The organism is Nostoc sp. 'Peltigera membranacea cyanobiont' 232 (assembly GCF_002245985.1).
In the GTDB taxonomy this organism is placed as follows: Bacteria; Cyanobacteriota; Cyanobacteriia; order Cyanobacteriales; family Nostocaceae; genus Nostoc.
In genome coordinates, this window is the sequence record NZ_NOLK01000159.1 from 1 (window position 1) to 18,683 (window position 18,683).

Consider the following 18,683-nt stretch of genomic DNA (forward strand, 5'->3'; position numbering starts at 1 on the left):
TAAGGGACTTCCAATTAAAAAAATATCCAATTTTGTAGGGTGCGTTAGCGACAGCGTAACGCACCGCCAGATATCTCGGTGCGTTACGGCTTTCGCCTAACACACCCTACTGTATATTTTATTTTTTGGAAGTCCCTAATGAGTAATGAGTAATGATTAACGAGTAATGAATCTTACTTATTACTTCTTACTTCTTACTTATTACTTCGCCCGTGAGGTTCGCTAGTGGGAGAGTTCAAATACCAAGTTTTTTCCCCTCTGCCCCTCTTGCCCACCCCACAAAAAGTAGTTGAGTATTTTTTTATTTGGAAGTCCCGTGTTTTGTGCAGCCTGTAACGGCTTCTGCCCTCCCTGTAGCGACTTCTGCCAAGACGATTCCGTGTTTCGCGCAGCCTGTAGCGACTTCTGCCAAGACGATTCCGTGTTTCGCGCAGCCTGTAGCGACTTCTGCCAAGACGATTCCGTGTTTCGCGCAGCCTGTAGCGACTTCTGCCTTCCCTGTAGCGACTTCTGCCAAGACGATTCCGTGTTTCGCGCAGCCTGTAACGGCTTCTGGCTTAACATTTTTGGCTTATGCCCGCTTGACACCATAAGCACAGCCACTCGGCCCGTGAGAAATGACGATCGCATTTTTAATACCACTTAAAATCTTAGTTGCAGTCCAAAATTTACAGGAGCGGGTATGACTACCTTGTAAACTGGTCTTGATTTTACCTTCTTTTGCCGGCGTTGCATAAATGCGGGATGGATTAACGACTGAAACTATTAATAATTTGTTCAACATCGGGTGAAATCATCCCATAATTTAGCAACGCCCAAATATTTAGTAATTCGTAATTCCTAATTCGTAATAACGCTCCTACACCGCTACCGCTATGTTCGCGGAGCGTCTCAGAGAGAAGAAAGTAATTTGTAATTATTAACCCACGGCTAAGGAATATGTCTTTTAGTTTCCACAACTCAAGTTAGTTGCTCTATCCTTCAATTAGGAATTACTCAAGTAAATCAAAATCACCCAACAAATTAGCCGATCATGAATCATCATTTCTCGATGAACAAACATCCGATTCAAATTAACGATACAACCTTGCGAGATGGCGAACAAGCGGCAGGTGTAGCTTTTAACGTTGAAGAAAAAATTGCGATCGCCACCTTTCTTGATGCTATTGGTGTTCCAGAATTGGAAATTGGCGTTCCGGCAATGGGACAAGAAGAAGCAGAGTCAATCAAAACCATTGCTAATCTGGGATTAAAAGCCAAATTACTGGGCTGGAACCGGGCTAATTTGTCTGATATTCAGGCATCAATAGATTGTGGTTTAGAACGGGTGCATATTTCCGTTCCCGTCTCAGAAATTCAGATTGCCGCCAAGTTTGGGGGTAAGCAGCAGAAAATGCTAGATCGTTTGCGGGATGCAATAAATTTCGCTTGCGATCGCGGTTTAGCTGTATCTGTTGGTGGAGAAGATTCTTCCAGAGCCGATGAATCTTTTTTGCTAGATGTGGCGTATTATGCTCAAGAGTTGGGAGCTTTCCGGTTTCGCTTTTGTGACACTGTAGGAATTCTCGATCCTCTAACTACATACAGCAAAGTTCGCTCTCTTGTGCATCATCTATTTATTCCTATCGAAATGCACACGCACAATGACTTTGGACTGGCAATGGCGAACTCGCTGGCTGGTCTGGAAGCAGGAGCGTTATCGGTTAACACCACGGTAAACGGCATCGGCGAACGGGCTGGCAATGCGGCGCTGGAAGAAATCGTGATGGCATTGAAACACATCTACGGTATCCAAACGGGCATTGATACAAAACGGCTGTTGGAACTTTCTCGGTTAGTTGCTAAAGCTGCCAACTGGCCAGTTCCTCCCTGGAAAGCGATCGTGGGTGAAAATACCTTTGCCCACGAGTCGGGGATTCATGCTCACGGTGTATTGCAAAATCCGGGTACTTACGAACCCTTTGCGCCGGAAGATGTTGGTTGGGAACGTCGCCTTGTTGTAGGCAAACATTCCGGTCGGCATCTGATATTCAGTGTGCTGCAAGAACATGGAATCACCCTCAGTCAGCCAGAAATTCAATCAGTACTGGATGCTGTAAAGCATCAGTCAGTAAAAGTTAAGCGCAATCTCACGGTTGAAGAACTCCTGAGTTTGGTTCCTCAAGGGTAAGCATCCACCCTAACTCTAGTCTTAAACAAGCTACGCGCGATGGCGACTAGAGGAGAGCTTTTGATGTCTGCACCAAACCTTCTGACCATTAAAGACTCAAAACTCTCCACTCAGTCTCAAAAGATGATTTCGGTGCGTAAGTCTAAAGGATAGATATAGAACTTACAGACATAACTTGCTCAATCAGGGTAGCCCCAGTTATTACCTGACAATAGCTGTAAGTTCTTCTCTTGCTAAAGCTAACGCTTGATAAGCATTTTTAAACTTTGTTTCATCTGTAAATTTATGACCAAAATGCTTTAAATAAGCTTCCAGATACCTAATACGTAAGTGTGGATCGGTCGGGCTCAGAAGAAAGGGGAGGTCAGCCTCAACCATAAACCGGATAGCCAATAAGGGAATCGGACTACGAAGTGGACGAAAGTTTGGGTTATGCAGACCAGAACTTTCATTGCGTCTATGAAACTCTCCGATCATTAGTCCTGATTCAACAAACAAAGGTTTAAGTTTTTGCTGGACATTATCTATTACTTGATAAGCTCCTTCATCAATGTCAGGAAAGATAATTAAAAAAGCTTTATTAATTGCTAATTCTTGCTCTTTAACTTCCATCCCAAGAAAGATACTTCGGTAGCGTCCAACAACCTCTTCTAATTGTTCTGGATACAAATCTTTTGTGCGAATAACTGCTAGACGAATACTGTTTGACTTTAGAGAGTAAGGTACAAAAGGACAAACTGCGCCGGGTCTTCCTAAGTTAGGATGAGGTCTTCCTAAAAAGTTTTTCACCCACTCCGTAATTTCAAGTAAGTAAGGAAAGTCTTCGTGTTGCTTAAGTTGTTCGATTTCAAGAGTTGTATAGAGTTGCATGAGCTTGTGTAAAATTGAATAAGTTGTTGATTTAAAAGTCAAAAATAGTTATCCAATTTTATGTGTTTAAAACTAATTATTAGTTAAGTAAACAAATACGTCTGGATGTTGTAATTTCTGCTTTGTCCTTTATAAGTAAGTTGGCGTGAAAAACCCTAAGTATGTTACGAAACATAAACAGACTTAAAGCCCTTACTAATGCTAATGACTAAGGATAAATGACAGCCTTCTCCTATGGTCGCCGCTACGCGAATGCCAGTGAGCTTTAATTGCGCCGACCTACTTAGCAGATAAAAAGGCTCAAGCCTTTTTGTGAGTCTAAAGAATCTTAAGCCAATCAATATACAAACATATTTTTGCAACAAGCAACTTGTGTTCATTTATTTCTGGCATTTTAGCTAGAATACACATGTATTATCCAGCAGATAGTCCTACTTTTTTACACCCTCAAGCTTCTATTATTTTTAACAAATATATTATAAAGTTTCTGTCTCAATAGTTATTTATACTGTAAAAATTTAGTATTGATTCAACAGCAACCATAGGTTTAGTATCAAGTTAGTATAATTTTACTTAAGTAAGATATCAAAAATTCAGTCTAAATGAATTATCCCTACGACAAATATGGTTTTTCAAGTCATACATGTCTGGTCTTATTTGTCAAGATATAAATCCTAGCTGTAGCCCTTTCAAGGTGGTAAAATTTGGAACGAAGATTAATGATTTCAACCTTCAAAAAGCCCAAAATCTGAGCGGAGAACTTAGGATAATAGCACTGAAACAAGGTATTTTCGTTGAACGCCTTGAAAGGGCTAGTCCTAGCTGTATATTACTTAAGTAAGTTGGCGTAAAAATTTGTTATTAGGATAAGTCAGGAGGTGAGCCAGTGAGTTGGGTTGCAATCAACGTAACGGACTGACTCCCTTATAAGATTGGATATTTTTTTAATTGGAAGTCTCTTATTTATTAACAAATTCTTTCACTATTGCCATATCATCAGGAGGAATCTGTGTAATTAGGCGAAATGGAAATGCAGGAGTTGAAGCAAACTGAGCATAATCTGGTGTCAGAAAGACAGCGTAGTTTTTGGCTTCTGGAGTCATCTGTGCAGCAAAGGCTAAAGCTATAGCTTTAAGGTACTTGCGAACATCTGCTGCTTTTTCACCCACAACTTCACCGCCACTAATCGGTGTATTTGGTTGTCCTACCTGATCCAAAGTAGTACTAGGGTCTTTTATACTTAGATGAGTACCCCCAACTATACCAACGAGCCATTTTGGGGATGGGATTTTGTCAAATCCCACAATCTGTTCAGTTAAAGCTGGGGCAGTTTTATCGGCGGAACCTGCTAATACTAGGGTAGGAACTTGTATCTTAGTTAACCCAGTTTCGCCAAACATCAGAGAAGTTGTAGGATTGAGAGCGATCGCCTGTTTGATTCTGGGATCTCGTAGTTGATAGCTATTTTCTGGTAGTTCTTGAGCAATACACTGTATATTTTCTCCCAGACTCAAAATAGTCAAGTTCTTTTTGCAGCGTTGTTTCAGATGTTCTAATTGTAATTCGGCTCCAGCAAGTGCTAAAGCTGTAGCACCACCAAAAGAATAACCAACAACCATCGCTTTATTGGTTGCAAGTTTTCCTTGCAGTGGATTATTAGCTGTTTGGTTGAGCTTTTCTAATTCATCAAGAACAAAACTAATATCTTGAGGGCGATCCAAAAACTCTTGAGGTTTCATAACTCTGGTTTTGCCTTGTAATGCTAAGTTAGTATTTTCCCCATTACTACCGGGATGTTCTAAAGCAGCGACTACATAACCGTGGGATGCTAAATGTTCTGCTAGGTAACGCAAGTCCGTGCGGACTGACGCAAAGCCGTGAGAAAAAACAATTATGGGTTTGTCGGGAGTTGCAGCAGTTGACCAGTAAATATCAACTGGAATTTTACGATCGCGCTTTTGGTCATTCAGGCTTAAGTTGAGTATTTTTACTTCAGCGTTTCCTGGTTGGCTGGGATCAAAAGTGAAAGGAATTTGCGGTGTTTTGGGGTCGAGTTGGGGAGCGATGGCTAGCATAAATTGCTGCGTGCGCCAAAAAGCTGTATTCAAATTCCCTGCAACTATAAAAGCCTGGGGCAAATCAATTTCTAAGCGTTTACTAGGATAAGCGGCGATAAAACTTAGTATAGAAAGACCCTGCGGTGCAGCAGAGCCTAATACTAATCCTGCTCTTAGTGCTTGAACTCCAGCTTTGTCCTTTCGGGCTAAGGCTGTAGCGAAGTCACTGAGAATACTTGTGCCAATCTGGGTATTAGCTAACTTATCAATGGTGACAACATTCATCGGTATATTCATGCCCAATGCCCCCAACAAGAAGCGGCGTTGTTGTTCAGGTAATCCTTTAGTAAAAGGCTGTAGACTCTCAGGTAATTCTCCAGTTTTTGCAGCCTTTTGCAACTCAGCCAGGGAAATGGATTCTGTAAATAAACCTAAACGCACAACAACGGTGTCAGCCGCAATTGCCGAAGTATTTGCCCCAAACTGTGTAAGTGTGATGCCTACGGCAAGGGTTTTACCCAACGCACCCAAGAAACCTGCAACTGTCTTAAGACTTTCCCAACTTCTTCCCATAAATATTTATACCAAATGTTACTTACGGGAATATAACGGATATTTGTGTATTTGACTACCCCATTGATGGGCAAGAGATAAAAGCAGCTTGAAATTGATAGCGATCGCCCCGATCTCTGATACCATTTCTGTTTGAAGATGCACTTATAAGAGAATATAGAATCTTCAAATGGGGGATTTAAACCCGTTTAGTCATCCATTTCTTAGTTCATAATTAAATTTTGAATTCTTACTTGCTAAAGAATAAACAAAAAGCACCTTTTTTCAAGGCGCTTTTATTTAAAATAAATAATATTTAATTTTTCAGAGAATACTTTAAGGATTGTAATTGTTAGTCCGGGGACTGCGAGCACCAGCTACGGCTCCAATCATTGAGGCTATTAAACCCAACAAAGAACCAAAGACAAACCACCATAATCCCGAACGTAAATTAGCTGCCGCTTCCCTAGCTTGTTGGGCACTGATGTTTGCTTGTGGTACATTAACACCACCTTGTTGTTGTACCTGATTTATAACTTCTCCAGCGTTAGAGGCAGCAACACCAAAAGCACCAGATACTCCACTTGCTAACAGCCATGAGCTAACTGCCAAAGTCGTTGCCCAAAGAATTGCGCCGTTAAGAAGAGCTGTATTGCGGTTCATCGGCCCACAAGCACGGGTTGTAACCCAACCACCAGTAAATAGGGAAATTAGTAAAGCGATAGTTGACCAAAGCCCCGCATTACCCGCAGCGTTAGGTGCAATTGTTCTCGGTGCACCTGAACCTTCAACTGCGCCTGCCGCAACAGCAGCAATTATGGCGCTTAATATTAATTGAGTGGCTAAAGAAACCAACAAACCAGAAATAATCGGCCCCCAGCGAACAAGATCGTGATATTCAGCTACCCGACCTGCAATAACAGGCTCGTTAGGAATAACGTCATTACCTGTCCGATTTACGTATGACATAGTTTATGTTCTCCAGTGCTGTTCCAGCAAACTCAATCAAATATATTCATGTTCCTGTTTAAGATTAAATAACTAAATCATCTATTTTAATATCTATCGATAGAAATAGTTGATGGATATATATTTAGTAATAACCAATAGATTGGTGTAACAATCTTTTAATACATCTTAGCTTTTATTAATTAATATCTGAAGAGTTATTTATTTAAAAATTCTCAATATAAAATCTTTTATCTGTTTTCGGAAATGTCTAATAAATATTTGTGTATTTAATTACCCTATTCATTGCCGAGAAATAAAAGTAGCTTTTTTCCTGAAATTGATAGCGATCGCTCCGTCCTATACCATTTCTATTTGAAGATGCGCTTATAAGAGTTATGTAAACTACAGGCTGTGAGAGCAGACGCATTTGCGGAGCGTCTCCTAGAGAAGGGGCTACTCTACGAGTTATCCAACAGAGTACCAGCAGAGTATTGTCCCTACATGAATCAAGCGCAGCCTCATATAAAACTAGTATCAAAGCATCTGCTGATGAGAATAAAGCTCATCAAAAGCATAATAAAATCAACAAATTGTAGAATTAATTACAGCGAAAAATTTGAACATAAATCAGTGTTAATAGCCACAAAAGCCTGGTTGTTTCTCAGCTAGGTTTAATACTGTAAGGAAGCTCTAAAACACAGTAAGCGATCGCATATACAATCTGCAATTTTTTTACAAAAAAATTAATCGCCTGCTTAATGTTTTGTCTTTGCCATTAGAGGTTGAATGAACAAGTATTTCGCTGTAACTTTAGACACTTTTAGATCCCCCCTAACCCCCCGATAAATTGGGGGAAGAATCAAAGTCTCCCAATTTATCGGGAGATTTAGAGGGATCTAAGACTTTTGATACCAGCAAGATGATTTTTCAAACATCCTCTTAGAAGGTGTTGTAGGTAGATAGTCTTACTGCTGTAGCTGGACTATCATTACTCATCAAATTCTACCGACCGCATCAACAAATTTTATTGGCTTTATGCATCGCAGACTCCGCTATTTTTTAATTTTACTATTCTCTGTGATTATTACTACAGTGTGGTGGCCTGTGAATGATTCTGCTTGTAATCCCAAGGCTTTTTTAGCATCAAAAACTACAAAATTCCAGGTACATGCAACTAAGGTTATTATTCAGCCGTGGCGTGGTCGTCATCATATATATGGAATCTTTATGATTCCTGATGAATACAAACAAGCCGAGTTTTTTGTGTTAACAGTTGAAGGTGCTGGTAATTACTGTTCAAAACAATTTGGTTATCAAAAAAGCTTTAATGATATCTTTGCTGAACCAGGAACTTATCTAGTAAGAAAATTTATTAGAACTCGAACCGCTCTACGGCTTATTTTCCAAGGTTTGTACTTTCAGATCGATGATAATAAGAATTGGACGTTGACTTTCCCCGAACTAAAAGCTAGTCAACACAATTCATAATTCATCAGTCAGCTTGGTGGCCAGAGGAAAGACATTGGTGACTCGTTCTAAGCCATTTTTTATTCGGTGAGGTATATGTATGTAGAAAATCTAACCTCCTAATCCCCTTCTCCGAGTGGGAATAACTAAAGGCAGCTAACATTCACTTGTTAAAGAATGTGGTATTCCCAAAAAAGCAGAAAGCAAAATTACGTTCTTCTTCAATATTAATGTCTGAATAATTATTTAGACATTCTTAATATAAAAAATTTTAAATTATAATATAATTATTAATTTCTATGGAAAAAAGCTTTAATTGTGTATACAATTAGACTCAAGACAAAAGTTTGTAACCTCTGTAACAATTGTCAAAAGTAAAGATAATCAAAAATTAACGCATCCTCACAGCAGTGCCTGTGGCAGTAATCAGCAAAAGAACTCCTGACTGGTCAAGATTGATTGTACCAGTATCAATTTCAATCCCAATTACTGCATTCGCTCCTAAACGTTGCGCTCGCTGTTCTAATTCTTCTAGTGCCTTGCGTTGACCCTGCTCAAATAGACGCTCATAGCTAGCAGTGCGTCCACCAATAATATCCCGAATACCAGCCAAAAAATCCCGTAAGAAATTGCTGCCGTAGACTACTTCTGCTGTCACAATACCTAAATATGACTCAATCACGGCTCCTTGAATTACATCAGTGGTGGTTATTATCATAAATTAGTCTCCTAGATGGCATATAAGGTTGAGATTTGATATCGGACATTTGATTTTTGAACAAGATTCAGTACACATCTATACCCCTCTTTTCTATTCCCTGTTCCCTACCTACGCAGATAATTTCAGGAATCAAATCGGATTACTATATTTATTATCAAAATATTATGTACAAAAATAGTGTGTATTGATACAGGCTCATCGACATCCTCTTACAAAATTGTAGATTACGATCGCAAATGCGCTCTTATTTATAGTATTGTCCTAACTAAAGGCTAGGATTTGAAGGGACATTTTGCTTGTTAATTTTATCTTACCGTGTAATGAACAAAATAGGATGTAAACGTCTGGAAGGCAGTTTCCTAAAAGATAGTATCAATGACTAAAAATGTGAGAAAAATTGAATACAGGGTCAAGTCGCTTCTCTACGAGACGCTGCGCGAACGCTCCAATTAAAAATTAAAAATTATTAATTAAAAATTGCAATAAGTGGTGGGTTCAAACCCCCACTTATTGTAGACCACTGAATCTTTGATTCAGTGGGGGTTTGTACCCCAAATTAATTAATTAAAAATTATTATTATTTTTAATTTTTAAGTTTTAATTAAAAAAAGGTCAAAGAATTATTAAATTAAATCACAAACAGGAATCAATGCTAAAGCCTCTCAGATTGGAGTATTAAGCTAATCGGCATTTAAGTTGCATAATCAGGGCGGGCAAGATGCCCATCCCCACAAGATATTGAGCAAATTTGAATATGCAAATTAGATGTGTTTTAGCTTATCTCTCTAGGATTAAGTTAGATACCTGTATTTTTTAGAGATGACACGTATATATACTGATACCCAAAGTGTTGTTTTGTTGTTTTAATGATTTATATGTATGGTAACTTCATCTGAACTTGACATCTTACACTTGATTATTCAGTAAAAACTCTGTGGTGTAATGCTGATTGTAAAGGAAAGATGAGATGAACTATTCACATCTTAATCAATACGAAGAAATACAGTTTTCAAAAGTCCAGATTTTTGTTTTAATGTACAAGAAAAAAGTCCTCTAAAATTTCAGGAAATTTACTGTGTACAAGCCAACATCATTTGTGTTTAGCGTGGTGTTACTAGGATGTTTTGCCTTCACTATACCTTCAGTGGCTCAGGCTCAGGTATTAGTGGCGCAAGCTAAAAACCCACAATTAAAGCAACTACTAGAAGAAGGACGGAGATTAGTGGATGGTGGAGATTATGGTGGTGCGATCGCAGTTTATCAGCAAGCAGCTAGCCTAGATCCCAAAAATGCTAAAATTCATTCAGGTATTGGCTACTTATACGCTCAACAGGGAAATTACCAGGCAGCACTAACATCTTATCGTCGTGCGATCGCCATCAACCCTAACAATAGTGATTTTTACTACGCTGTGGGTTACATCAAAGCCAATTTGGGAGACACACCTGGGGCAAAAGAAGGCTACCGTCGGGCCATACAACTGAACCGTAACAACGTTAACGCCTATTTAGGATTGGCTGTTACCCAATCTCGGATGGGAGACTATAGTGCTGCTACCTGGGCATACCAACAAGCAATCGACTTGGATAAGAACAATGCCCAAACTTATGAGTTGATGGGTTCAATGTATAAACAGCGACGACAAGCCAAACAAGCCAACAGCTCGCTTCAAAAAGCCCGCGACTTGTACAAGCGGCGCAATGACTCAGCAGGAGTAGACAGAGTAGAAGCCATGCTGCGACAGTTAGGAGGATGAGGTTAATCTAACTTGCGTCCCGTTAATTCCACAAAAATATCTTCCAGGTTAGAGGGACGCACCATCATTCCGGTTTTATCGGGCTGTTCATTCAAGTAGATATTCGCTTCTTCTAAAGATGGGAAAAACAAATATTCCCAACTACGCGCACTATCAGTCCCCACTTCAGACAAACCCAATTGCTTCATCACCAAACCTTCACCGTGAACAGAACGGAGCTGTTGTAAAGTTCCCAAAGAAATCAGCCTACCGCCATCCATAATACCGATGCGTCCTGGCTTAGTAGAGCCAAAAGCATCGCACAAAAATTCGACCTCATCCATATAATGGGTCGTCAGTAGCATCGTCATCCCTTGTTTATTTAAATCTCGAATAATTTCCCAGAGTCGTCGCCTGGTTTGGGGGTCTAATCCTACGGTTGGTTCATCCAAAAACAAAATTTGCGGTTGATGCAATAAAGCTCTCGCAATCTGCAACCGTCGTTTCATCCCCCCAGACAGGGTTTTTACCAAATCATCACGTTTTTCTGCTAGCTCAACATACTCTAGCCATTGATTAATCAGTTTTTGTCGCTGCGGGTTGCTAATGTGATGTAGTCTCCCATGCAGTTCCATATTTTCCCAAACGCTTAAATCGTTATCCACACTGATTTGCTGCAAGACTACACCAATACTTTGTTTTGCTAGCATTGCTTGGTTCGTTACATCATATCCACCGACTTCTATCCGTCCTTGGGACGGTTTCGTGAGTGTAGTCAACATCCGAATTGTGGTTGATTTACCCGCACCGTTCGGGCCAAGTAGAGCAAATATCTCCCCCGCTTCAATTTTGAATGACAGGTCATTAACTACAGGTACATTGTTATAAAACTTGTAGACGTTTTCTAGAAAGACAGCAGCAGTCATGGTCGCTTTGTTCCAATTAAAAATTTAAAATCACTTCAGTATTGATATCGATTACCTGTGAGGTTGCTTCTGGAAAAGGGAGTTGTTCTACTGAGTTTGAAAAATATTTTGTACCATTTTTTTGTCTGTATTTGCCGCCGCCCTATCCAATTCTGCAATTTCACTAACATTTAATTGCCAACCTAACGCACCAATATTCTCCCTCGCCTGTTCCACACTCTTTGCTCCAGGGATGGGAATGGTTCCTTTAGAGATGCACCAATTAATTGCTACCTGTGACATGGTTTTGTTTCTGAACTGTGCGACTTCTTGCAAACATAGCAAAAGCGATTTCCCAGCAGAAGCCGTTCCGTGTCTACGCATTCCCGTTAATATCTGCCTAAATAACAAACCTCGGAGGCCTTTGGGCAAAGGGCCTTGCTCAGAATATTTTCCTGTCAGTAGTCCTAAAGCTAGAGGGCTGTAGGCAATCAGTTTAATTCCCAATTCATCACAAAGGTCTTTAAGCCCCAATTGGGTGACAGGATATGTAGACAACAAAGAGTACTGAACTTGTAGAGTAGTAATAGGAACACCTCGTTCAGCAAACTTTTTCTGCACTTGTTTGAGCCGTTTAGGCCCATAATTCGATAATCCCACTCCCTTGACTAGTCCTTGCTCATACAAATCGGCAAGACCATCTAACAGCCCTCCTTCTTGCCAAGGAGCATAATTTGCTGTTGACCAGTGCATTTGTACCAAATCTACGTTTTTTCCTAGGCGTTGGGCAGATGATTTGCAAGCCCTTACCATTGAGTTGCGTGTCCATCTCCACGGGTAAGCAGCAAGTTTAGTCGCAATACAAATATTTTCTTTGTTTGAACCTACATATTCTCGGTTGAATCGTCCCAGCAGTAACTCACTTCGACCATTCAATCTCCCAGTTCCGTAAGAATCACCTGTATCAAATAAAGTCACACCGTTGTTTACGCAAAGGTTAAACACCGCTTGCAACTGGTCATCCATACTTTCGTCATATCCCCAAAGCAGTTGGTTGCCCCAGGCCCAAGTCCCGCAGCCCATACTTGGAAGGGAGAGTTTTTGGAGAGTCTGCATCTTTGCTCTCTGTAGATTGCCTTATTAATTATCAGGTATATAGCAGGTATTAATACGCGAGTTGTATGATTAGCAGGCGAATGAAGAGAACCTTCTAGCACTCGTGCATCGTTAACTATTTTCGTTTAAAAGTTTACAAAAGTTGGGGACGTTCTCCAAAGTAGTCTCGCTACTTTAATTATTGGGCAAACAAAGCCCAAGCACGGATATTTTTAGTCGGTTACTAAAAGCAACTTAAGCACCAATTATTAGGATATTGTCGAATTTGCAAGAAGCCAAGCTTTCTGAGTCCAGGCATTATTTAATAACCCAACCTCTGGCACTTTGAATTCAAACGAATGAGGTGGTGATTGTAGCAATAAGGACGAACCTTTATCATGAGCCTCAACTAAGTTAACTATCCAGGGAAGAAAGTCTAAAATTTCTTTTGGTAGTACAGTTAACTCGAAATCCCACACTAAATTAAGACCTCGGCAGACTTGTCCTTTTCTGAATGTTGCCACTCTCCCAGCACTCTTATTTATAGCCAGTCGAAGAATGAATGGGCGGAAGGGGACAAATTCATCAGGTGCTGTATAAGCATATACATTTACATAGTTCAGTCTTTCCCTACGATCCATCCAAGATGCGATCGGTGAATTACTACTATAAGATGTACCAGTTATGCTCACCGGCATATTCATAGTAGCAGCAAAGTTACAGTAGAACTTATGCCTTAGTTCGCTAACAATATGTTTAGCTTCTGGGTTCATGGTTGCTACACCTGTAAAAAAACGATACCTACGGTAAGCTATGCGTTAGCATAACTTCATAAAAAAAATTTATAATCAATTGCAGAAACTTCTCTTACGCCAGTCAATCAAAGCAAAAAAGGCAGACGCTTTATCTGCCCTCAAGACCTTAGAGTTAAACTCTTACTTTTAGACCTTAATAGCGGCGAGAGGAACCACCATCACCACCTCGTCTACCGCCAGAGGAACCTCCATCAGTCTTGGGTTTAGCTTTATTAACTTTTAAGCTCCGACCCATCCACTCAGCATTATCAAGGGCTTCAATTGCTGCTGTTTCTTGTGCGTCTGATTCCATTTCTACAAAGCCGAAACCTCTCATTCGACCTGTTTCTCGGTCGATAGGCAATTGAACATTTTTTACCGTTCCGTATTCTGCAAAAACGTGCCGGAGGTCATCTTCTTTAACCTCGTAAGATAGATTACCGACGTAAATTGACATAATAATGTCTCCAGAATCAGAGGGTGTAGAGATTTAGATGCGGAGAGGTCTGTAATACAAGTATATATAAAAACAAACTACACAGCCGAATTTAATCTTCTATGCATACTTTATCATAAATTGAAAACTTATGTTCATAAGTAACATTATACTTATCTGTTGAGTTAAATATTCCGACAGTTGACGAAATTCTTTTAAAATCAACCTACCAGCGATCGCACGAAATTTGAGGTAACAAAAAAAATCAATTACTGACTGATTTCTCTTCCAATAATACTAGTACTTTTTAAATTTTATTGGCTCAATATTTCGAGAGAGGGTAATTAAATAAAACCAGTGCGATCGCTTGTAACGTAAAATTAGTTTTCATCCGGCTTTTGCTCACACCTTGACACCCATGTATTGCGACTACCTCATCCAAATCCTGACTGCCCGTGTATATGATGTTGCCCAGGAAACACCACTGGAGTATGCGCCAAATTTGTCTGCGCGGCTAAATAATCAACTCCTGTTGAAACGTGAGGATATGCAGTCAGTATTTTCCTTTAAACTGCGGGGTGCTTATAACAAGATGGTGCAACTACCACCAGATATATTGGCGAAGGGTGTAATTGCAGCATCTGCGGGGAACCACGCTCAAGGAGTTGCCCTTGCAGCTAATCGCTTGGGAACCAAAGCGATTATCGTCATGCCAATAACCACACCCCAAGTCAAGGTAGACGCGGTGAGAATGAGGGGCGGGGCGGTTGTGTTACATGGAAACACTTACGACGATGCTTATAGCTATGCCCGTGAATTAGAAGTGGAAAAAGGATTGACTTTTATTCATCCCTTTGACGATCCCCATGTAATTGCTGGACAGGGAACCATCGGCATGGAAATTTTACGGCAATATCAGCAACCCATCCATGCAATTTTTGTCGCAATTGGAGGAGGCGGTTTGATTTCTGGGATTGGGGCTTATGTGAAACGATTGCGTCCTGAAATCAAAATTATTGGCGTTGAACCTGTAGACGCTGATGCTATGTCTCAATCGCTCAAAGCTGGACATCGGGTGCGTTTATCCCAAGTGGGGTTATTTGCTGATGGCGTGGCGGTGCGGGAAGTAGGTGAAGAAACCTTCCGTTTATGTCAGCAGTATGTAGATGAAATTATTTTGGTGGGTACAGACGATACTTGTGCTGCGATTAAAGACGTGTTTGAGGATACGCGATCCATTTTAGAACCAGCTGGTGCATTGGCGATCGCAGCTGCCAAAGCATACACTGAACGAGAACAAATCGAAGGACAAACCTTAATTGCTGTTGCTTGCGGTGCAAACATGAATTTCGATCGCCTCCGCTTTGTGGCAGAACGGGCACAATTAGGAGAACGCCGGGAAGCCATCTTTGCAGTCACAATTCCTGAAGAACGGGGAAGTATTCGCCAGTTTTGTGAATGTATTGGCAACCGTAATCTTACTGAATTTAATTATCGTATTGCTGATAAAAAAACAGCCCATATTTTTGTCGGTGTGCAAATTCAAAACCGTGCTGATGCTGCAAAGATGGTAGAAACCTTTGAAGCTCAAGGATTTGAAACCCTTGATTTAACAGATGACGAACTAACAAAATTACATCTGCGGCACATGGTGGGTGGGCACTCTCCTTTGGCTCACAATGAATTACTCTACCGTTTTGAGTTTCCCGAACGTCCTGGCGCATTGATGAAATTTGTGACTTCCATGAGTCCCGACTGGAATATTAGTCTTTTTCACTACCGCAACAATGGCGCAGACTACGGACGAATTGTTGTCGGTATCCAGGTTCCCCCCCACGAGATGGGAGAGTGGCAAGCTTTTCTCGATAATCTGGGCTATCGTTATTGGGATGAAAACAAGAATCCAGCATATAAGCTGTTTTTGGGATAGGTGGGTAGTGGGGAAGAGGCAGAGGGGCAGTATAACAATGTCCAATGCCCCATGCCCTATGACCAATTTATTTAACGAGAACTACCCTTCAAGATCAGATTTGAGTCCAAAGTATAGAAGCCAATTTGGTTAGGAACCCTAGAGAATCTACCTGTCCGATAGCCTCTAGATAATTCATTCAGCACCTTATTTTTGATCTCTCTAGTTTGCTGAGAATCTAGTTCTCCATAAATTCCGGCGATGACTTCAGCAACGCTGAAAACTTTACCTGGATTTTCTTCAAACAAAGAGGTGAGAGCATCAATTAAGAATTGACCCTCAAAAGCTTTGAGCATTGGTACTGTTTTTGTTGGAGGTAGGAAAGGCTTCTTGTTTTTGTTTTTGCTGCTTCTAGAAGCACCATTGCGATTACTTGGGGCTACCAAACTTAAATCCAGAGTATAACAACCTGGCTCATCGGGAATAGTTACCCAATAATTCCTTTCTCTACCTTGGGTAAGGGAAGATTGAACCCTACCTTTAACTACTTTGAAGAGATTGGCATCTAACTCTCCATAAAGCGATCGCACGATAAAATCGATATGACAGACAGTACCTATCTGCTCTTGCAATAGCTGTTTGATGGCTTCCATTCGGGAGATCGCGTGATTATACTGGGGTAGCATGGGAATTTCCGCCACCTTCGTTGAACTATCGTTGTTCTCTGGCGCAATCTTTGCATCTGACGATGTACTGGGAAGTTTTTTGTCTTTTGTATCAACAGCAGCAGAAAAGGAATTATCGATCTCAAGCCGATCTAATGTGACTTCTGACTGTAGAGACTCTTCCAAGTTGATTTCGTGGATGTCATCAAGCGGTGATAAAAACCGCAGAGAGCCTTCTTGGGAAACATTTGAGATTTCATCAGCCGCCGTCAGTCTTGATATCTGCTTATTGCTATCAGAATAAGACCAGTTAGACAACAACGCTTCTACATGATCCAGTTGCGATCGCGCCTGCACAAAGAGGCGTTCATACTCTTCTGTAAGGCGAGCATAATAGTCTCGTAATTCCAACAATGGTGAGAGAAAAGTGCCCGGAGGTGGTTCTAATTGTCCATTTTGAGTCATAAGGCTTTTATCAATTTAAATCGATGTCACTTTTGTAAGACATTGCTCTGGGTTTTGCTTTGTGAGATGTTGGCTGGGATTTCTTCGGCGGTTGGGGAGGCCGACATCTCTCACAATATAAAGGTCGAGGGCCAAAAGTCTCACGCTTTGTCAGATCGTTACACTCTTTACAGACAAACTGGAAAACACGAGTATGAATCTGTCTTTTGTGCGCCCTGACAGTATATTCCCTAACATCAATGAATTTACTTGCCATAATCAGGATTGTGAATTGCCGTCGAATCAATGTCCTATCAATATAGCTATTCAAGCAAATCAAAGTGCATCAGTGTGTGTTTATGTAGAAGTTTTATTCAAATCAGTGAATTTGACATCTAGCATAAAATGCAGATGAACAAATTGAGAGTTATCCCTTGACTATCCTTTCAGCATATAATCGGTGATGAGCAAGCACTAAGACTATTTCTTAGGCGCAGGCAATTTTCATCCCCCTCATCAGAGAAATTGCGGATGGGAAAGTAGGGAATTATTTACAACTATTGATTAGCACATAGTATGTCTAACTGCCCAACATAAAATTACTACACTCCTAATGGTAGAAGGGTAATGCTTAAGAAAGCCATGATTTCTGCCTAAAAAACAACCGCCTCCTAAAAACAGGAAGCGGTGGGCGATCGCTCATCAAATTATGATTCCAGTAAGTTTTCTCGCTCTACTGCTGACTAGGAGCAGTAGATGAAGCAGCAGGTTGCGATTGAGGTTGTTGGCGTAAACGGCGCAAAGAGTCCCGCAACTTGTTCTGGCTAGTGTTGTTATCTCTTCGCCGCCGCTGATTTGTAGTTGGTTGTGGCTTTGGTGATGAATCGGTAGCCGTTTGCTCGCGCCGGATGCGGCGTAAAGACTCTCTAGCGCTTCCTTGAGTGCGAGTTGTGCTAGAGCTTGTAGCAGAATTTTCCCCTCTTTGAGGTTCCAACCGTCTACTAAACCCAGATATTGCCGGTTTTGTGGCTCTAGCTTCGGCTGGTTTTGTAGCTGTAGCTTCATTAGATGAAGGTGCCAATTCTCGTCGCCTACGTCTTGGAGCTTCTTCTGTGGAGTTAGCAGCTGTTGTCTGCTGGGTTCTCTCTTGTGCTTGTCTTTGTGCTTGCCGTTCTTGAACTTGGCGCGATCGCTGCGAACCTTTTATAGCAAATTCAGTGGCAATCGAGACTCCTTGTCTGCCTCCTTCTACGGGTTTTAATTTCCACTCACGCGCTTGCCTGGCGGTTTCTTCATCTAAGTCGCGGTTTCCACTAGAACGAGCAATCCGCACATTAGTCACATTGCCTTGTGCATCAGTATCGACAGCTACTTCTACTCTCCCTTCAACACCTCGCCGTCTTGCTGCCTCTGGATACTTGGCATTACATTCGCGGCAGGCTGCACGACCATTACCATTACCATTACCTGAAGTGTTAATTTTTGGAGGTGTTGGTGCGATTGGCGCTGTTGCTACTGGCGGACGGTTTCCGACTCCATTGCCGATACCACTGCCAATTCCTGAGCCAATTCCTGAGCCGGCACCACTGCCTGAGCCTGAGCCAATTCCTGAACCAGTACCACTGCCAGAGCCTGAGCCGATACCACTGCCAATTCCTGAGCCAGTACCACTGCCAGTACCACTACCAATGCCAGTACCACTACCAATGCCAGTACCAGTACCACTACCAATGCCACCGCCAGTGCCAGTACCAGTTCCTCCACCAGTGCCAGTACCACTTCTTATACCTACAGCAATACCACTACCTGAGCCTAAACCAACACCAGAGCCGCCACCGCCACCGCCACCACCAACTACAAATCAGCGGCGGCGAAGAGATAACAACACTAGCCAGAACAAGTTGCGGGACTC

17 protein-coding genes are annotated in these 18,683 nt (G+C 41.3%); 4 read left to right on the forward strand and 13 right to left on the reverse strand.

The genetic code is table 11. The features are described from left to right. Positions 1–301: 301 nt before the first annotated feature. A complete protein-coding gene (locus tag CDG79_RS32725) occupies positions 302–517 on the reverse strand; it encodes a hypothetical protein (RefSeq protein ID WP_223278475.1) in 216 nt (71 codons plus the stop codon). A gap of 54 nt (positions 518–571) precedes the next feature. After that, complete coding sequence (locus tag CDG79_RS32730) at positions 572–784, reverse strand: hypothetical protein (protein ID WP_223278476.1); 213 nt, start codon at positions 782–784, stop codon at positions 572–574. Between the two features lie 267 nt (positions 785–1,051). Here CDG79_RS32730 and nifV point away from each other — a divergent pair, with 267 nt between their 5' ends. Continuing rightward, positions 1,052–2,170, forward strand: a complete 1,119-nt coding sequence (nifV, locus tag CDG79_RS32735; RefSeq protein ID WP_094345845.1) for a homocitrate synthase — start codon at positions 1,052–1,054, stop codon at positions 2,168–2,170. Between the two features lie 201 nt (positions 2,171–2,371). Here nifV and CDG79_RS32740 read toward each other — a convergent pair whose 3' ends face one another. From CDG79_RS32740 to CDG79_RS32755, 3 genes are all read right to left on the reverse strand, one after another. Further along, the gene (locus CDG79_RS32740; RefSeq protein ID WP_317616634.1) at positions 2,372–3,082 is read right to left on the reverse strand and encodes a DUF6875 domain-containing protein; all 711 of its coding nucleotides are present in this window, start codon (positions 3,080–3,082) and stop codon (positions 2,372–2,374) included. Positions 3,083–3,999: 917 nt separating this feature from the next. Further along, positions 4,000–5,670: an alpha/beta hydrolase gene (locus CDG79_RS32750; RefSeq protein ID WP_094345848.1), complete on the reverse strand. Its 1,671-nt coding sequence runs from the start codon at positions 5,668–5,670 to the stop codon at positions 4,000–4,002. A 315-nt stretch (positions 5,671–5,985) separates the two neighbouring features. Then, a complete protein-coding gene (locus CDG79_RS32755) occupies positions 5,986–6,618 on the reverse strand; it encodes a hypothetical protein (protein ID WP_094345849.1) in 633 nt (210 codons plus the stop codon). 1,017 nt (positions 6,619–7,635) lie between these two features. Between CDG79_RS32755 and CDG79_RS32765 the strand changes: the two genes are divergently transcribed. Further along, positions 7,636–8,088 (forward strand): hypothetical protein, encoded by a 453-nt coding sequence (locus CDG79_RS32765; protein WP_094345851.1) that lies wholly within the window; start codon positions 7,636–7,638, stop codon positions 8,086–8,088. A 370-nt stretch (positions 8,089–8,458) separates the two neighbouring features. On the opposite strand, the gene CDG79_RS32770 is transcribed toward CDG79_RS32765, so the two are convergent. Beyond that, positions 8,459–8,785, reverse strand: coding sequence for a YbjQ family protein (locus tag CDG79_RS32770; RefSeq protein WP_094327544.1), 327 nt, complete (start codon positions 8,783–8,785; stop codon positions 8,459–8,461). Between the two features lie 1,078 nt (positions 8,786–9,863). Here CDG79_RS32770 and CDG79_RS32775 point away from each other — a divergent pair. Continuing rightward, positions 9,864–10,544, forward strand: coding sequence for a tetratricopeptide repeat protein (locus CDG79_RS32775; protein WP_094345852.1), 681 nt, complete (start codon positions 9,864–9,866; stop codon positions 10,542–10,544). A gap of 2 nt (positions 10,545–10,546) precedes the next feature. Here CDG79_RS32775 and CDG79_RS32780 read toward each other — a convergent pair whose 3' ends face one another. From CDG79_RS32780 to CDG79_RS32795, 4 genes are all read right to left on the reverse strand, one after another. Further along, positions 10,547–11,449 carry an ABC transporter ATP-binding protein gene (locus CDG79_RS32780; RefSeq protein ID WP_094345853.1) on the reverse strand — a complete coding sequence of 301 codons (903 nt, stop codon included), beginning with the start codon at positions 11,447–11,449 and terminating at the stop codon, positions 10,547–10,549. A gap of 87 nt (positions 11,450–11,536) precedes the next feature. After that, positions 11,537–12,544 carry an aldo/keto reductase gene (locus CDG79_RS32785; protein WP_094345854.1) on the reverse strand — a complete coding sequence of 336 codons (1,008 nt, stop codon included), beginning with the start codon at positions 12,542–12,544 and terminating at the stop codon, positions 11,537–11,539. A 248-nt stretch (positions 12,545–12,792) separates the two neighbouring features. Continuing rightward, positions 12,793–13,296, reverse strand: coding sequence for a hypothetical protein (locus CDG79_RS32790; protein WP_094345855.1), 504 nt, complete (start codon positions 13,294–13,296; stop codon positions 12,793–12,795). A 175-nt stretch (positions 13,297–13,471) separates the two neighbouring features. Further along, entirely contained in the window at positions 13,472–13,774 is a 303-nt protein-coding gene (locus CDG79_RS32795; protein ID WP_094327537.1) for an RNA recognition motif domain-containing protein, read from the reverse strand. Positions 13,775–14,171: 397 nt separating this feature from the next. Here CDG79_RS32795 and ilvA point away from each other — a divergent pair, with 397 nt between their 5' ends. Next, positions 14,172–15,683 (forward strand): threonine ammonia-lyase, biosynthetic, encoded by a 1,512-nt coding sequence (gene ilvA, locus CDG79_RS32800; protein ID WP_094345856.1) that lies wholly within the window; start codon positions 14,172–14,174, stop codon positions 15,681–15,683. Positions 15,684–15,754: 71 nt separating this feature from the next. Here the strand turns inward: ilvA and CDG79_RS32805 are convergent, their stop codons facing one another. The 3 genes from CDG79_RS32805 to CDG79_RS32815 all read right to left on the reverse strand — a co-directional run bounded on the left by CDG79_RS32805 (position 15,755) and on the right by CDG79_RS32815 (position 18,569). Further along, positions 15,755–16,792, reverse strand: a complete 1,038-nt coding sequence (locus tag CDG79_RS32805) for a hypothetical protein (protein ID WP_094345857.1) — start codon at positions 16,790–16,792, stop codon at positions 15,755–15,757. A 10-nt stretch (positions 16,793–16,802) separates the two neighbouring features. After that, on the reverse strand, positions 16,803–17,048 hold the full coding sequence (locus CDG79_RS44305; RefSeq protein WP_094327534.1) for a hypothetical protein: 246 nt from the start codon (positions 17,046–17,048) through the stop codon (positions 16,803–16,805). A 456-nt stretch (positions 17,049–17,504) separates the two neighbouring features. Further along, a complete protein-coding gene (locus CDG79_RS32815) occupies positions 17,505–18,569 on the reverse strand; it encodes an energy transducer TonB (RefSeq protein ID WP_094345858.1) in 1,065 nt (354 codons plus the stop codon). Between the last annotated feature and the right edge of the window lie 114 nt (positions 18,570–18,683).

Coding starts and splice junctions, on each gene's coding strand:
- CDG79_RS32765 (WP_094345851.1), top strand. CDS start 7,636: ATGCATCGCAGACTCCGCTATTTTTTAATTTTACTATTCTCTGTGATT.
- nifV (WP_094345845.1), top strand. CDS start 1,052: ATGAACAAACATCCGATTCAAATTAACGATACAACCTTGCGAGATGGC.
- CDG79_RS32770 (WP_094327544.1), bottom strand. CDS start 8,785: ATGATAATAACCACCACTGATGTAATTCAAGGAGCCGTGATTGAGTCA.
- CDG79_RS44305 (WP_094327534.1), bottom strand. CDS start 17,048: ATGGCAAGTAAATTCATTGATGTTAGGGAATATACTGTCAGGGCGCAC.
- CDG79_RS32790 (WP_094345855.1), bottom strand. CDS start 13,296: ATGAACCCAGAAGCTAAACATATTGTTAGCGAACTAAGGCATAAGTTC.
- CDG79_RS32780 (WP_094345853.1), bottom strand. CDS start 11,449: ATGACTGCTGCTGTCTTTCTAGAAAACGTCTACAAGTTTTATAACAAT.
- CDG79_RS32755 (WP_094345849.1), bottom strand. CDS start 6,618: ATGTCATACGTAAATCGGACAGGTAATGACGTTATTCCTAACGAGCCT.
- CDG79_RS32730 (WP_223278476.1), bottom strand. CDS start 784: ATGTTGAACAAATTATTAATAGTTTCAGTCGTTAATCCATCCCGCATT.
- CDG79_RS32750 (WP_094345848.1), bottom strand. CDS start 5,670: ATGGGAAGAAGTTGGGAAAGTCTTAAGACAGTTGCAGGTTTCTTGGGT.
- CDG79_RS32805 (WP_094345857.1), bottom strand. CDS start 16,792: ATGACTCAAAATGGACAATTAGAACCACCTCCGGGCACTTTTCTCTCA.
- ilvA (WP_094345856.1), top strand. CDS start 14,172: ATGTATTGCGACTACCTCATCCAAATCCTGACTGCCCGTGTATATGAT.
- CDG79_RS32795 (WP_094327537.1), bottom strand. CDS start 13,774: ATGTCAATTTACGTCGGTAATCTATCTTACGAGGTTAAAGAAGATGAC.
- CDG79_RS32785 (WP_094345854.1), bottom strand. CDS start 12,544: ATGCAGACTCTCCAAAAACTCTCCCTTCCAAGTATGGGCTGCGGGACT.